The organism is Arthrobacter sp. B055-34, from assembly GCF_059090425.1.
In genome coordinates, this window is the sequence record NZ_JBNHFQ010000008.1 from 45,690 (window position 1) to 60,236 (window position 14,547).

Annotated in this window: 12 protein-coding genes and 1 pseudogene; 8 read left to right on the forward strand and 5 right to left on the reverse strand. The window is 64.7% G+C overall.

Translation table 11 applies throughout. The features are described from left to right. Nucleotides 1–202 precede the first annotated feature (202 nt). A pseudogene (locus AC5RWO_RS15560) lies at nt 203–283 on the forward strand (recombinase family protein); the annotation flags it as partial. A gap of 458 nt (nt 284–741) precedes the next feature. Here the strand turns inward: AC5RWO_RS15560 and AC5RWO_RS15565 are convergent. Next, the gene (locus AC5RWO_RS15565) at nt 742–1,515 is read right to left on the reverse strand and encodes an SDR family NAD(P)-dependent oxidoreductase (RefSeq protein WP_498732402.1); all 774 of its coding nucleotides are present in this window, start codon (nt 1,513–1,515) and stop codon (nt 742–744) included. Between the two features lie 27 nt (nt 1,516–1,542). Next, complete coding sequence (locus AC5RWO_RS15570; protein ID WP_498732403.1) at nt 1,543–2,370, reverse strand: sugar phosphate isomerase/epimerase family protein; 828 nt, start codon at nt 2,368–2,370, stop codon at nt 1,543–1,545. 253 nt (nt 2,371–2,623) lie between these two features. Here AC5RWO_RS15570 and AC5RWO_RS15575 point away from each other — a divergent pair, with 253 nt between their 5' ends. From AC5RWO_RS15575 to AC5RWO_RS15590, 4 genes are all read left to right on the forward strand, one after another. Then, the gene (locus AC5RWO_RS15575; RefSeq protein ID WP_498732404.1) at nt 2,624–3,964 is read left to right on the forward strand and encodes an MFS transporter; all 1,341 of its coding nucleotides are present in this window, start codon (nt 2,624–2,626) and stop codon (nt 3,962–3,964) included. Nucleotides 3,965–4,059: 95 nt separating this feature from the next. After that, nucleotides 4,060–4,944: a transketolase gene (locus AC5RWO_RS15580; RefSeq protein WP_498732405.1), complete on the forward strand. Its 885-nt coding sequence runs from the start codon at nt 4,060–4,062 to the stop codon at nt 4,942–4,944. A 47-nt stretch (nt 4,945–4,991) separates the two neighbouring features. Next, on the forward strand, nt 4,992–5,948 hold the full coding sequence (locus AC5RWO_RS15585) for a transketolase family protein (protein WP_498732593.1): 957 nt from the start codon (nt 4,992–4,994) through the stop codon (nt 5,946–5,948). Nucleotides 5,949–6,043: 95 nt separating this feature from the next. Beyond that, the gene (locus tag AC5RWO_RS15590) at nt 6,044–6,703 is read left to right on the forward strand and encodes a GntR family transcriptional regulator (RefSeq protein WP_498732406.1); all 660 of its coding nucleotides are present in this window, start codon (nt 6,044–6,046) and stop codon (nt 6,701–6,703) included. A gap of 105 nt (nt 6,704–6,808) precedes the next feature. Here AC5RWO_RS15590 and AC5RWO_RS15595 read toward each other — a convergent pair whose 3' ends face one another. Next, complete coding sequence (locus AC5RWO_RS15595) at nt 6,809–8,710, reverse strand: FAD-binding monooxygenase (RefSeq protein WP_498732408.1); 1,902 nt, start codon at nt 8,708–8,710, stop codon at nt 6,809–6,811. A gap of 297 nt (nt 8,711–9,007) precedes the next feature. Here AC5RWO_RS15595 and AC5RWO_RS15600 point away from each other — a divergent pair, with 297 nt between their 5' ends. After that, nucleotides 9,008–10,927 carry an FAD-binding monooxygenase gene (locus tag AC5RWO_RS15600; RefSeq protein WP_498732410.1) on the forward strand — a complete coding sequence of 640 codons (1,920 nt, stop codon included), beginning with the start codon at nt 9,008–9,010 and terminating at the stop codon, nt 10,925–10,927. A 62-nt stretch (nt 10,928–10,989) separates the two neighbouring features. On the opposite strand, the gene AC5RWO_RS15605 is transcribed toward AC5RWO_RS15600, so the two are convergent. Both AC5RWO_RS15605 and AC5RWO_RS15610 read right to left on the reverse strand, forming a co-directional pair. After that, the gene (locus tag AC5RWO_RS15605; protein ID WP_498732411.1) at nt 10,990–11,568 is read right to left on the reverse strand and encodes a dihydrofolate reductase family protein; all 579 of its coding nucleotides are present in this window, start codon (nt 11,566–11,568) and stop codon (nt 10,990–10,992) included. A gap of 182 nt (nt 11,569–11,750) precedes the next feature. Next, nucleotides 11,751–12,455 carry a DUF429 domain-containing protein gene (locus tag AC5RWO_RS15610; protein WP_498732412.1) on the reverse strand — a complete coding sequence of 235 codons (705 nt, stop codon included), beginning with the start codon at nt 12,453–12,455 and terminating at the stop codon, nt 11,751–11,753. Between the two features lie 80 nt (nt 12,456–12,535). Here AC5RWO_RS15610 and AC5RWO_RS15615 point away from each other — a divergent pair, with 80 nt between their 5' ends. Both AC5RWO_RS15615 and AC5RWO_RS15620 read left to right on the forward strand, forming a co-directional pair. Next, nucleotides 12,536–13,183: a DNA alkylation repair protein gene (locus tag AC5RWO_RS15615; RefSeq protein WP_498732413.1), complete on the forward strand. Its 648-nt coding sequence runs from the start codon at nt 12,536–12,538 to the stop codon at nt 13,181–13,183. Nucleotides 13,184–13,348: 165 nt separating this feature from the next. After that, nucleotides 13,349–14,512 (forward strand): cytochrome P450, encoded by a 1,164-nt coding sequence (locus AC5RWO_RS15620; RefSeq protein WP_498732414.1) that lies wholly within the window; start codon nt 13,349–13,351, stop codon nt 14,510–14,512. Nucleotides 14,513–14,547 lie beyond the last annotated feature (35 nt).

Genomic DNA, 14,547 nt, shown 5'->3' on the forward strand with positions numbered 1-14,547 from the left:
GAAGCGCGGTCGCCGGCGACAGCGGCTGTGTTGTGACTCACACTAACGCTGACGGCTCTTATAGTCATCCCTCGATTCCGAGGGGTATGTGGGGGTAAGCGCGCGGCTAGTGCGCTGGACCTAAACGAGCAGCCAGCGTGAAAACCTGACTTTTGGGCCGGGTGTACACCGATATGGCTCTTGCCTGCCACGGCGGGCCGATCCGCTCCGGTTTCCCCGCGACGGGGACACCGTCGTCGTGCACAACATGGACCGGCTCGCGAGTGAGGGGCTGGACGATCTCGTTCGATCGTCAGCCCCTCACTGGTAGGGCGCAGATGGACAAAAACCCTCTGGTGGGGAATGCTCCGTTTACGCGGAGGCCATTAGGCGACGGCTCCGCACGCGATGAATCATTGGAGCATCGAGCAGTGCGGCTAGTCTAGGCGGTTCGATCTGGGCCGCTCGGCATGTGATTCCGGCTATTTCTGCCGCATGGACCAGCCTTCTCGAATTCAGCCCGGAATACCGAATCCAGAGAACGTCGCCTGCGTCCGATACCTCGTCGACGACCCCCGCTTGCCGGTGGCCGGATAGCTCCTGGATTAGGACCCGGTCGCCGGGGCGGAGGGCCGTCCAGTCCCGGACGCGGACGTCTTCGGTGAATGGGGCGGTGGCGCTGGTACTCATAAGCTACTCCTCTTTGTTTCCTCAGAGCAGGACGGATAAGAGCTGGTACCTGTGCTGCGGCCGGCGCGCGGCTTAGTACATGTGGCTTCCGCCGTTGATGTCGAAGGTGGAGCCGGTCAGATAGGAGGCATCCTCGCTGGAGAGGAAGGTGATGACTGCGGCGACTTCCTCGGTGCTGCCGGTGCGTCCCATCGGGATGTCCCGGGCGATCGCGGCTTCCAGTTCGGGGGTGGTGCCGACACGGATGTTGGTGTCCACGGCTCCGGGGGTGACCGCGTTGATCGTCACGCCGCTATCGCCGAGCTCGCGGGCCAGGGCCTTGGTGAAGCCGAGGATGGCCGCCTTGGCCGAGGAGTAGGGAACCTTGCCGAAGACGCCGCCGCCGCGCTGGGCGGAGACCGAGGACATGTTCACAATCCGGCCCCACTTGTTCTCCAGCATCCCAGGTAGGAAGGCCTTGGTGACAAGGTAGGTGCCGGTTGCGTTGACAGCCATGACCTTGTTCCACAGGTCAAGGGTGGTCTCCAGGAAAGGCGCGGGGGAGGTGATGCCAGCGATGTTGGCGAGCGCGCCAACAACCGGCAGGTTGCCCGCGCGGACCTCGGCCTCGACGGCAGCTTGTGCCGCGGCGACGGAGTCTTCGCTGGTCACGTCGATCTCGTGGCCGAAGGCCGGCACGTTGAACTCGTTGCGAACTTCGCTGGCTACCTTCGAGGACTTCTCGCCGTCGAGGTCCAGGATCACAACGGCCCAGCCCTCGCGGGCGTAGCGGCGGGCTGTGGCCACGCCGATGCCGCGCTCCGAGGTGGCTCCGGTGATGACGGCGGTGCGCTGGATGGTGGTCATAGTATCTCCTTGATTGTTGGTGCAGGGTTAGATGAGGTTGGTGATGAAGCTAGCGGCGTGGGCTGCGGCGGCGGGGCGTTCCTCGTTGGTGACGTCGCGGGTTTCGAGTTCCAGTGAAAAGTGGCCGGTGTAACCCTTGTCTGCCAGTGCCTTCAGGCCCGCGGCGAAGTCAGCCTGACCGTTTCCGATGCCGAGGTTGATGTCCCCGGGCACGGCATCGCGCAGATGGACGTGGGCGATCCGCGCATGGAAGCGGTCGACAAAGTCCGTCGGGCGGCCGCCTGACGCGACGATGTGGCTGAAGTCCATTACCAGCCGCACGTCCGTGCCGACCAGCCGGTCCGCCAGCTGTTGCGCGCGTTCGGTAATGAAGCACAGCCGGAAGAAGTGCAGGGATTCGGTCCAGATGTCGACGCCGGCGTCCGCGGCACGTGCGGCAGTTGCGGTTAATTCTGTGGCCACCAGGTCCAGGTCCTGCTCAAGGCCCATGACGGGCTTATGGTCCAACGCGCCACAGGGCAGTACCAGGGCCTGCGCGGCGGTTTGTGCCGCGAGCAAGAGCAACATGTCCAGGTGTCGTGTTCGCTCCGTCCGCTCCTGCAGATTCAGCGGCCGGTTGAGGTCGCCGATGTCGCCATTGATCGAGCGCACCCGCAGTCCGGAGGCCGCCACACTCTTGGCGACAGCAGCAACCGCCGGCTCGTCGAGAATGTATGGGACATGATCGCAAACGCCGGGGAGGGCGCCGAGATCAATCTCTGTGAATCCGAGTCCGGCGATGGTATCCAACGCAGCGGGCAGATCCATATGTCGAAAGCTGATGCTGGAGCAGCCCAGACGGGGATGGAACGTCATTCGTGGTCCCTTACGAAAATCGGAACCTCTTCGGGGAAGCCGACGGATGGAGATAGTGCCGACACACAGAAGAGTTGTGATGTGAACCACGGTAGAGTAGTCAACTGTTAACAGTCAACTACTATAAATATCTGCTGTTGACTGTTGACAGAGGCGAGTGGTCGGAGTCACACTGGTTGACGTAGTGCTGTTGACTGTCAACAGCAACGGCGGCGGTCCCCCCGCTCCCGGCATCGCTTCGAAAGGTAAATCCATGGGCAACGAAGCTCTGACAATGCGCGGACCCGTTCACGGAACCAAAGACGCCAAGCGCGTCGCTATCGGTTCAGGTGTCGGCGCTGTCATCGAGACCTATGACTTCATCGGCTTCGGCACCGCCGCGGCCCTCTACTTCGGCACGGCCTTCTTTCCCAGCGCCGACCCGCTGACGGGAACGCTGGCCGCTTTCGCCACTCTTGGCGTTGGCTTTGCGGCAAGGCCCCTGGGCGGGATTATCGGCGGACACCTCGGCGATAAGCTGGGCCGCAAACCCGTACTCGTGACTTCGCTGATCCTCATGGGCCTGGCTACCTTCGCCATCGGCTTGCTGCCCACGTACGCACAGGTCGGCCTGCTGGCTCCGGCCCTGCTCGTGGCTGTACGCGTCATCCAGGGCCTGGCTTTCGGCGCCGAGTGGGGCGGGGCCATCCTGATGAGCTACGAGCACGCACCTTGGAAGCAAAAGGGAAAGTACACGGGCATTGTCCAGGCTGGTTTCCCCGTCGGACTGCTGTTGGCTAACTTGGTCTTCCTCTTCAGTGTGCATTTGGGCAACGAGTGGGCCTGGCGCGTGCCGTTCCTGGCGAGCATTGTGCTGGTGGCTGTCGGCCTGATTATCCGTTCCAAGGTTCCCGAGTCACCGGTTTTCGAAGACGTCAAGGACAAGGGCGACATCGTCAAATCCCCCATCGTGGAGGTCATCCGCACTGACTGGCGCAACATTGTGCGCGGCTTCGGCCTGCGCATTGCCGAAACCGCCGGCTACGCCGTTTCTGTCACCTACATGATTTCCTACCTGCACACCGCGGAACTGGCGAACAACACCGAGACACTGACCGCCCTGTGCATCGCCTCCGCCATCGGTATCTTCGCAACCATGGCATGGGGCCGGCTCACGGACCGGGTGGGACGCCGTCCCGTCTACATTATTTCCTGCGCCTTCGCCGTCGTGTTCGGTATCCCGATGTTCCTGATGGTCAACACGGGGATGTTCCTGTTCGTCATCGCCACCGTTGTGATCGCCTATGCCGTCTGCCAGAACTCTCTGGCCGGCGCCCAGGGCGCTTGGTTCCCCGAGCTCTTCCAGGCCAAGACCCGCTCCTCCGGCGCTTCGCTGGCCTACCAGTTCTCGGCCATGGTCTCAGGCTTCACTCCGTTCATCACCACGCTGCTGTTCGTAGCCCTCGGTTGGATGGGACCGGCACTGCTATTCAGCGCGTACGGAGCCATCGGGCTCTGGGCCGCCCTGGCCACCAGGGAGACCTGGGGCAAGCGGGAGCGCCAGTTGGCCGACGAGGCCGCAGCCCCTGCCGGCCGGGCAAAAGTAACCGTCTGATTTCACTCGAAGCGGCTCCTGGGTGGGGCGCGTTGCCCCACCCAGCGTTCCCTCTCGTATCTCACGTCGTCGTACTCTCACGTAAGGAATCCACGTTGACACTCACATCAAATATCCACAGTCCGGAGGCCACGGCCTCCCGCAAGGAGCGGGTCGAGGCCGCCGCCTACCGGATCCGGCACTACGCCCTGAACATGGGGGAGGTGCAGGGCCAGGGCTACGTAGGCCAGGCCCTGGGTGCCGCCGACATGTTCGCCGCCGTGTACGCGGACCAGCTGCGCCACCGCCCCGAGGACCCGGAGTGGGAGGGCCGTGACCGGTTCCTGCTCTCCACCGGGCACTACGCAATCGGCCACTACGCGGCGCTGGCCGAAGCCGGGGTCGTTCCGGTCGAGGAACTGGACACTTACGGATCGGACGATTCGCGGCTGCCGATGTCCGGCATGTCCACCTACACACCCGGTATGGAGATCTCGGGCGGATCGCTCGGACACGGCCTTACGATCGCCGTCGGTACGGCCTTGGGCCTGCGCTACCAAGGATCCGAAGCTCGCGTGTTCAACTTCCTTTCCGACGGCGAACTGGACGAGGGCTCCACCTGGGAAGCCGCGATGGGCGCCCACCACCACCAGCTGGGCAACCTGACGGCAATGGTGGACATCAACGCGCTGCAGGCGGACGGCAAGACCGACAGCGTGATGCGGACCGAACCGGTGGCAGACAAGTGGGCCGCGTCCGGGTGGTTTGTGCAGCGGGTGGACGGCAACGACATGGGTGCCCTGCTGGCAGCTCTCGACGCCGCTGCCGCCCAGGCCGCGCCCGAGGGCAGGCCGTCGGTCATCCTGTGCGACACCAAGGTCGGCCGCGGCGTCCCGCTGCTGGAGAACCGCGAAAAGGCGCACTTCATGCGCATCGAGGAACACGAATGGCAGCTCTGCCGCGAGCAGTTGACCGCCGGGTACGAAGGAGAAACCAAGTGAGCACCACCGCCGCAACCCCCGCCAAGCCGCGCCTGAAGACCTCGGCGATGATCGCCTCCTTCGCCGACCCCGGCCAGAAGACCGCGCCCGCCCCGTTTGGCCACGCGCTGGTGAAGGCCGCGCAGGAGAACGACAAGATCGTTGGCCTGACCGCCGATCTGGGCAAGTACACGGACATGCACATCTTCGCGCAGGCCTACCCGGAACGATTCTTCCAGATGGGCATGGCCGAGCAGCTGCTCTTCGGTGCCGCCGCCGGCATGGCCCAGACCGGGCTGATCCCGTTCGCATCCACCTATTCGGTCTTCGCCGCGCGCAGGGCCTACGACTTCCTCTGCCTGGATGCGGCCGAACCGAACCTGAACGTGAACATCGTGGGCGGCTTGCCCGGCCTGACCACCGGTTACGGCCCGTCGCACCAGGCCACCGAGGACATGGCGATCTTCCGTGGGATGCCCAACCTGACCATCGTGGACCCTTGCGACTCCGTGGACATCGAGCAGGCCGTGCCACAGTTGGCGGCCAGCGAGGGCCCCACCTACCTGCGGCTGCTGCGCGGCAACGTGCCCACCGTGCTGGACGAGTACGGCTACACCTTCGAACTGGGCAAGGCCAAGGTCCTTCGCGGGGGCGCCGACGTCGTCTTCGTTTCCAGCGGACTGATGACAATGCGCGCGCTGCAGGCTGCCAAAGCCCTGGTCGCTCATAACGTGGATGTGGCTGTGGTGCATACCCCGACCATCAAGCCGTTCGACGCCGAAACCGTCCTGGCAGAAGTCAACACCGACCGGCTGGTCGTCACGCTCGAGAACCACACCGTCATCGGCGGACTGTTCGAAACGGTCGCCTCCGAGGTGGTTAGGGCGGGACTCGGCAAGCGCATTGTCCCCGTTGCGCTGCCTGACGAGTTCCTTCACGCTGGCGCCCTGCCCACGCTCCATGAGCGTTACGGACTCTCCGTGGACAGCATCATCTCCAAGGTCCTCGCCGAACTAGAAGTGTGATGACTGCCGCCGCCCCGGGTCGGCGGTAAGATCGACTGTTAACAGGAGAACTGTCAACAGTGTTTCCCACTCCTACCCCGAGGATGTTGAAGACGATGGCCGCAGAACCGATGTCGCTGCTGGGACTGGAAAAGACCAGCCTACGCCAGCAGGCCCTGGCCGCACTGCGCCGGGCTATTACCACCGGAGAGCTCGCGCCGGGTACTCATCTGGTGGAGACCGAGCTATCCGAGATGCTGCAGATCAGCCGGGGCACGCTCCGCGAGGCCATGCGCCAACTTCAGCAGGAAGGTCTGATCTCCGCCGGCGCCCGGGGGCGGCTCTCGGTCCGCCACCTCGATGCCAAGGAGATCCGCGACATCTTCTCTGTGCGGGCCGCGCTCGAGTCTCTGGCCGCCCGCGAACTCTGCTCGCTAGAGGACCGGGCCTCGGTCCTCAAGGAGTTGCGCAAGGCGGTCGATGCCATGGCAGCGGCTGCCGAGGATGGGCTGGAGGAGAGGACCGAAACAGACCTTAACTTCCACCGGACCATGTGCCGGCTCACCGGAAACGAGACGCTTCTGCATTCGTGGCAATCGTTGGAGGGCAACATCCGGATGTCCATCATGTTCGCTGGCGTGGAGCGCGCCGTGAGGAACATGGACGTCAAGCGGCACGGCGACATCGTCGATGCTATCGAGACCGGGGACGCGGCCAAGGCCGACCAAACGATCTACTCCCACATGGACGGGGCCGCGCAGGTCCTGGTGGGCTAGTCCCGCCAGAACTCTTTCCAACGCACGACGCCGGCCGGTCAGTTCCGTACTTACGGAACCGAACGGCCGGCGTCTTTTTGCGCTAGGTGAAAGGCTCGCCCCGGCCTAGGCCTTCTTGAGCTGGCGGGCCCGCAGGAGCGGGGCGAAGAACTCGGCCAACTCCGCAGTCGCCGTCAGCGGCAGGATGTTGGCCACGTACTGATCCGGGCGGACCACCACGACAACGCCGCCGCGGTCGAGGCCGCGCGCTTCGAAGATGTCCTCATCCTTGGCAACGCCGAAGACCTTCTCGAGGTTGGTCAGCTGGAACGGTCCAACCTCGGGCTTGAACACGTCGGGCACCGCATTGATGTCGACGTTTTCGTGCTTCTGCTGGTAGATGACCTTCACGTCGAACCACGCGTCGAGGTCTGCGCCCTCCGGGGTGGCTGCGAGCGGCGAGTCCGGGGCGTTCTTCAGCCACTCGGCAAAGTCGGCGACCGGGGAGGCAGCGCCGGCCTGCGCCTGGTCGGCGAAGACGTAGATGCGCCAGCGTCCGTCGGCGGTAGCCAGGTGTCCGAGGTGGAGCGGGTTGGTGTCGCAGACGCGCGAGACCTTGGCGGACTTGAAGCGCTTGCCGAGGGGGAACCCGGTGGCGAGGTCCTGGTACGCGTTCTCGCCCGTGAGGATCGAGGGCGCGTACTCGGTCATGAAGCCCGCGGGGAACTCGGCGGTGCGGACATAGAAGTCCTCCAGCTCGGAGGGGGAGCTGAACTCTTCGGGCTTCTTCGCCATCAACGTCGACCATTCCTTGTCGAAGTCGATGAGGTTCTTCGCCACAACCTGGCGCTCGGCCGAGTAGGTGGACAGCAGCCTCTCCGGAGCGCGGCCTTCGAGTACATGCCCGAGCTTCCATGCGAGGTTGAAGCCGTCCTGCATGGAGACGTTCATGCCCTGGCCGGCCTTGGCGCTGTGGGTGTGGCAGGCGTCGCCGGTGATGAAAACGCGCGGGGTCCGGGTGCCGAGGTCCTCAAGGTGCACGTCGTCGAACCTGTCGGTGAGGCGGTGGCCCACTTCGTAGACGCTGTGCCAGGCGACGTTCTTCACATCGACGGTGTAGGGCGTCATGATCTCGTTGGCCTTCGCGATGATCTGCTCGATGGAGGTCTTGCGGACCGCACCCTTGTCATTCTCGGGCACGACGCCGAGGTCGACGTACATGCGGAAGAGGTAGCCGCCTTCGCGCGGGATCAGCAGGATGGAACCGCCGTCGTGCGACTGGATGGCGCACTTGGTGCGGATGTCCGGGAAGTCCGTGTTGGCCAGAACGTCCATGACGCCCCAGGCATGGTTGGCCGCGTCTCCGGCGAGGGTGCAGCCGATGGAGGCGCGGACTTTGCTGCGGGCGCCGTCGCAGCCGACAACGTACTTGGCGTGCACAACGCGCTCCTGGCCTTCATCCGGTCCGGCGCTGCGTACCAGGGTGACCTTGACGGGGTAGTCGCCCTCCTCGGTGACCTCCAGGGTGCTGAACTCCCAGCCGAAGTCGGGCTTCAGGCGTGCCGGGGAGTTGTGGGCAAACTCGGCGAAGTAGTCCAGCACGCGGGCCTGGTTGACGATCAGGTGCCGGAATTCGCTGACGCCATGCTCGTCGTCGAGGGCGCGGCCGCCGCGGACGATGTGCTTGGGGTTCTCGGTGTCCGGGCGCCAGAAGTTCATCTCCGTGAGCCAGAAAGCCTCGGCGGTGATCTCTTCGGCGAAGCCGAAGGCCTGGAAAGTCTCGACGCTGCGGGCCTGGATACCGTCCGCCTGGCCGAGCTTCAGCCGTCCGCCGCGGCGTTCGACCAGGCGCGTGTTGATGTTCGGGAACTGGGCGAGCTGGGCGGCGGCGAGCATGCCTGCCGGCCCGGAACCCACGATGAGGACGTCGACCTCGTCGGGGAGTTCGGCGGGGCGATCGATGCCGACGCCGGCAGCCGGCTGGACTTTCGGGTCACCTGAAACGTAACCGTGGTGGTGGAACTGCACGGGCTTTCCTCACTTCGTTGTGCCGTTGTCGGCCTGGTTCGTGTTCGATAATAGAACGTAGCGCTCGATAATCGAATAGCTTTCGGTGTAAATACTGTAAGGCAAACATGACGCAGGTAACAACTACTGTTTCGCCGGAAGGGGGAACGTGGGGTATGTTCGCGACTCGCCTGGCCCGGCGAGTACGTCTGGGGAGGCGGTCGCGGCATTCTGCAGGGCAGAAATTACTGGGCCCGGCCATGGTGTGCGTCTTAGGTTCGGGGGAGGCAATTACCTTGACGACGAAGCAGGAGAACAATGCAGTTTTACCTAGACGGCTACTGTCCCGGCGACCCTGAATTTCGCCCAGCGGCCCCAGGCAATGAAGGCCGCAGCGGCCAACTGCCGGAGGAAGTGGACGTTTTGGTGGTCGGAACCGGTCCGGCCGGAGCCGTGCTGGCCGCCCAACTGTCGGAGTTCCCGGGTGTCAAGACACTGGTGGTCGAGCGCCGCGGCGGTCCGCTCGAGCTCGGGCAGGCCGACGGCGTTGCCTGCCGGACGGTGGAAATGTTCAACGCGTTCGGCCTGGCCGAGAAACTGGTCCGCGAGGCGTACTGGGTCAATGAAACGGTGTTCTGGCGGCCCGGCGAGCAGGACCGGAGCCGGATTGTCCGCAGCGGCCGGGTGCAGGATGTGGCCGACGGGCTCTCCGAGTACCCGCACGTCATCGTCAACCAGGCCCGCATGCAGGACTACCTGCTTGAGCACATGGCCAAGTCGCCCAGCCGGCTGGAACCGCACTACGGCTTGGAGGTGACCGACGTCGTCGTTAGTCCTGACGGTGAGTACCCGGTGCAGGCGACGATGCTTCGGACTAACAACGACGGCGGGACCCAGAAGGTCACGGTCCGCGCCAAATACGTGGTTGGCTGCGACGGCGCGCGCAGTGCCGTGCGGAAGTCGATCGGCGTGGAGCTCAAGGGCGATGCACGCAACCACGCGTGGGGCGTCATGGACGTCCTCGCGCTCACAGACTTTCCCGATGTCCGGTTCAAGGCTGCCATCCAGTCGGCCAGCGGCGGCAACATCCTGCTGATCCCGCGCGAGGGCGGCTATCTGGTCCGGCTGTATGTGGACCTGGGCGATCTGGAGCCGGGGGACCGCGAGGCCCGCAAGCGCTTCACTCAGGAAAAGATCATCGAGACCGCGCAGAATGTCCTGCACCCCTACACGCTGGAGGTGAAGGACACCGCGTGGTGGTCCGTGTATGAGGTGGGCCAGCGCATCGCGGACCGGTTCGACGATGTGCTGCCGGAGGAGCGCGGAACCCGCAGCCCGCGGGTCTTCATCGCCGGGGACGCCTGCCACACGCACAGCGCCAAGGCCGGCCAGGGCATGAATGTCTCCATGCAGGACGGCTTCAACCTGGGCTGGAAGCTTGCCGCGGTCCTTGAAGGGCGCAGCCCGGAGTCGCTGCTGGACACCTACACCGAGGAGCGCCAGGCCGTTGCGCAGGAACTCATCGATTTCGACCTGCTGTGGTCCTCGGCCATGGGCGCGAAGCCGAAGGATCCGGACAACCCCGACGACCAGGGGATGGACCCGGCCGAGGTGCAGCGGATCTTCACGGAGGGCGGCCGCTTCACCGCCGGGTTCGCCACCGACTACCAGCCGTCGATGATCACCGGCGAGGACTCCTACGAGTACCTGGCCAAGGGCTTCCCGATCGGCGAGCGGTTCCACTCGGCCCCCGTCATCAGGCTGGCGGATGCCAAACCGCTGGGGCTGGGTCACGTGGCGCAGGCCGACGGCCGCTGGCGGATCTATGCCTTCGCGGACTCCGCCGCTCCGCAGGATCCGGAGTCCCGCTTCGCCGGGCTGTTCCGGTTCCTAGCCGAGTCGGCGGACTCGCCGGTCCGCCGCTTCACACCTGAGGGAGCGGACCCCGATGCCGTATTCGACATCCGCGCCGTCTTCCAGCAGGGCCACCGGGAGCTCGACGTCAGCGGAGTGCCGGAGCTCCTGCTGCCGAAGAAGGGTCCGTTCGGGCTGACCGACTACGAAAAGGTCTTCGCCCCGGACCTGAAGTCCGGCGAGGACATCTTCGACCTGCGCGGCATCGACCGCGAGCAGGGGGCCTTGGTGGTGGTCCGTCCGGACCAGTACGTGGCGCACGTCCTGCCGTTGGACGCGCACCAGGAACTGGCGTCCTTCTTCGCTGGAGTCATGCGCGGATAATGTAGCGGACGGGCCTGCTGCCTGAACTGGCGGACACGTTGGCCGAGGGCGCAGGAACGGACTCAGACATGCAGGGCGGGCCGGTAGATGAGCTCCTGGATGTTGCCGTCGAGCGTCCTGGTCTCGATCAGTTCGAGGTCGAAGTCGGCCGCACCTTGGAAGATTGGCTCCAGTCCGGTCTGACCTGTGATCACAGGGAAGAGCGTCACCTGGACACGGTCGATCAAGCCGGCGGCCATCAGCGCCCGGTTCATCGACAGGCTGCCGTGGGAGCGCAACGGCACCTTGGACTCTTCCTTGAGCCGGGTGACGACGTCGACGGCGTCACCGCTCACGAGGGTGGCGTTCGGCCAATCGAGGGGATCCTCCAGCGTCGTTGACACCACGGTTGCCGGCAGGCTCCTCATCCGTGTGACCCAGGGGTCACGCACCTCGGACTCCTCGGTGCTCGAGGCCAGCATGCGCGCGAACGCCCGGTACGTGTTGGCTCCGAAGACCATCCGTTGCTCCGCGTCATACACGGCGAGGCGGTGGTCGAGCAGCTCCGGACCCTGTTTGCCCCAGTAACCGGTCCAGTTGCCGCTGGCGGCGCCGAAGCCATCGAGGCTGGAAAAGACGTCGAAGGTGTACGTGGCGGTCATGATGTTCTCCTCGAGTCGGTTGCTTCTTATTGTGGTCCAAAATTGTGCTCAGGACAGGTTCCACGTAGGAGAGTGAAGGACGACGGCGTGGGCCAACCTAGGTGAGCGCTCGCCGTCGTATTGCCCTGCCTTCAGTGGGCCAGCAGATCGCCGAGCGGGCCGTTGGGAAGATGGATCCATCCTTATTGGCGGGCTGCTTCGAGGTGGTCGTCGCCTGGCCGAAGCGTTGTTCCAATGAGCGTGGCGCGAGTTGTCAGCGATGCGATGAGGGAGTCCAGCAGGTCATCCGACGCAACCAAGGCGTTCCGATGCGGTCCGAGATCCAGCCAGGGCGCACCTTCTTCCAGCTGTTTCAGAATGAGGTGGCGGATCTCCGATTCGGGCGTTCCCTTGCCCTTGTACTTCCGCGCTTCGATGTTCCACAGCTTGAGGGAAGCCGCCGGATAAACCTCCATGAGCCGGCCCGATCCATCAAGAGGTTGGTAGCCGTGTTCCTTTGCGATCTTGGCCTGGATGACAGCGCAGCGCATGGCGGGATGGGCCAGTCGATCGGCCGAAACACTCAGAGGAATCAAGCCGGTGATACTCGTGACGAAGCGGTCGCAGTTCCGGTAAGCGAGGAGACGTCGGCCAGCAATGCCATCGTGCTGGAGCACGGCATCCGCGTCACGGTTCAGGTGGCCGCTGAGAAAAGGCAGCAACGCTTGCGGCCAGCCGACCGGGCAGTCAATCCCGGTGGCATCGGCATCGGTGAAGAGGTCGACGATTTCCTCATCGGTGACGCCGAGCTGCAGATGGGTCAACCGTGCGGCATCCGGCGCCCAGTCGAGGACGGCAGCAGCGGTTTTCTTCGGATCGGCGGCAAGATCGATACCGAGGGTCTTCATGCGCCTACTCTATTGGTGGCCGGTTGAAGCAGCGCTGGCCGGGCTAGTGACGGATCCACAACCAGGGGAAGGGCGCTTGAGTGAGTGACGCCGCTGAATTCGTGGATGCCGCTCTCCAGCGTGAGTCCTCATGGGAGCGGGCCGAGTCCTGGGAAGCGCAGCTGGGAAACAGCCTGAGTTACTACGGAGCATCGGTCGGGGCGGTGCGCGGGAGCATTCGCGACGCCGGACGGCGTTACCCCAAGCTGTCGCACGACGACATTACCGCGCTGAGCTCCGAGCTGTGGGCGGTGCCCGTGTTCGAGCGCCGCCTTGCCGCCGTGGTTCTGCTGCAATCCAACCTCCGCCTGCTGGACAATTCCGACCTGACGCGGTTGGAGGGCTTTGTGCGCTCGGCGAGATTGCGTGCCCTGGTCGATCCGCTTGCCGCTGACGTCATCGGCCCCATGATCGAGGGGCTGGACGCACCGCTACGTGTCCGCGCGGATGCGGTGTTGGACCGCTGGGCGGAGGACGACGACGTGTGGCTGCGGCGCGCCGTCGTGCTCTCGCCGTTGCGGGCTCTCCGGAAAGGAGGAGGGGACTGGGACAGATTTGCCCGGCGCGCGAAGATCCTGGTCGAACAATCCCAGGACGCAGGTGCGGAGGGCGAAGTTGTTCGCGAAGCGGTAGCCCTGGTGCTGGCCGAGGTGGCGAAAACCAGGCCGGAGATGCAGCTGCCGCCGTAGGGCCGCAGGACTCGTCCGGCTCCAGTCTTGGCCGCGCAGATTTTGATGGAACCGAAGCGGCAGCGGGTATAAGATCAGGCCTCATCGGGCCGGAAGACCGGTCCGTCCTGGCGCTTCGGCCGGGAACAGGCCGAAAGTTTGCCGGGCTGAGCAGGAAGGCGAGCCATGGAGCACGTTCGGGCCCTCGCGCAGTCGATGAATCCCTACCCCCACTACGAAGTGATGCGTGAAACCGCGCCGGTCTTCTACGATGAGCAGACCGGCATCTGGCAAGTTTTCAAGTACGACGACGTCCACCGCGTCCTGTCCGAGCACGCCACGTTTTCCTCCCAGATGCCGCCCGGCGAGCAGTCGGAAACCGGCCAGTTGTTCGCGGCCAGCCTGATCAACACCGATCCGCCGCGGCACCGGCAGCTGCGCTCGCTGGTCAGCCAGGCATTCACGCCAAGGGCAGTTGAGGCGCTGGGCCCGGGCATCACGGGCATTACTGAGGAACTGCTGGACCGGTTCGCCTCGGCGGGAACAGCAGACCTAGTCAAGGAGCTCGCCTACCCGCTGCCGGTGATCGTGATCGCGGAACTGATGGGCATACCGCCCGAAGACCGCGACCGTTTCAAGCTCTGGTCCGATTCCATCGTCAGCCAAACCACGGCCGGCGACGGTGAAGCCGACCACGCGCTCTTCGGGGAAATGATCGAATATTTCCTGAGCATGATCGAACAGCGACGGCGAACCCCGGGACACGACCTGATCAGCGCTTTGCTGGCTGCCGAGATCGACGGGCAGCAACTGACCGTCCCCGAACTGCTCGGCTTCTGCGCCCTGCTGCTGGTGGCCGGCAACGAAACGACTACCAATCTGATCGGCAACGCAGTGCTGACCTTCACCGAACATCCCGGCACCGTCGAGCGGCTGCTGACCGAGCCGGAACTGCTGCCGCATGCGATCGAGGAGGTTCTGCGGTACCGTTCCCCGGTCCAGGCCATGTACCGGACAGCTGCCGCCGACGCCGTGTTGGGGGATAGCCGTATTCCGGCCGGCTCCGTGCTCATCGCCTGGATCGGTTCGGCCAACCGCGACCCGTTGCAGTTCGAACGGGCCGAAAAGTACGACGTCGACCGCCCGCCATTCCACCACCTCGCCTTCGGACAGGGGGTCCACTTCTGCCTCGGTGCACCGCTGGCCCGGCTGGAGGCCAGGATCGCGCTGCAGGCCGTGCTCTCCCGATTGCCTGGAATCAGTGTGTTGCCGGAGCCGCCGCTGGAACGCGTGGACAGCACTATTGTCTTCGGACCCAAGCAGCTCCCGGTGTCCTGGCAGGTGGCGTGAGCAGCGCGTGAGTCAACAGCAAAAGCCGGGCACCG

Bases quoted from the DNA above. Each gene is read 5' to 3' on its own strand.
- AC5RWO_RS15565 (WP_498732402.1), bottom strand. From the start codon at position 1,515: ATGACCACCATCCAGCGCACCGCCGTCATCACCGGAGCCACCTCGGAG.
- AC5RWO_RS15570 (WP_498732403.1), bottom strand. From the start codon at position 2,370: ATGACGTTCCATCCCCGTCTGGGCTGCTCCAGCATCAGCTTTCGACAT.
- AC5RWO_RS15575 (WP_498732404.1), top strand. From the start codon at position 2,624: ATGGGCAACGAAGCTCTGACAATGCGCGGACCCGTTCACGGAACCAAA.
- AC5RWO_RS15585 (WP_498732593.1), top strand. From the start codon at position 4,992: ATGATCGCCTCCTTCGCCGACCCCGGCCAGAAGACCGCGCCCGCCCCG.
- AC5RWO_RS15590 (WP_498732406.1), top strand. From the start codon at position 6,044: ATGGCCGCAGAACCGATGTCGCTGCTGGGACTGGAAAAGACCAGCCTA.
- AC5RWO_RS15600 (WP_498732410.1), top strand. From the start codon at position 9,008: ATGCAGTTTTACCTAGACGGCTACTGTCCCGGCGACCCTGAATTTCGC.
- AC5RWO_RS15605 (WP_498732411.1), bottom strand. From the start codon at position 11,568: ATGACCGCCACGTACACCTTCGACGTCTTTTCCAGCCTCGATGGCTTC.
- AC5RWO_RS15610 (WP_498732412.1), bottom strand. From the start codon at position 12,455: ATGAAGACCCTCGGTATCGATCTTGCCGCCGATCCGAAGAAAACCGCT.
- AC5RWO_RS15620 (WP_498732414.1), top strand. From the start codon at position 13,349: ATGGAGCACGTTCGGGCCCTCGCGCAGTCGATGAATCCCTACCCCCAC.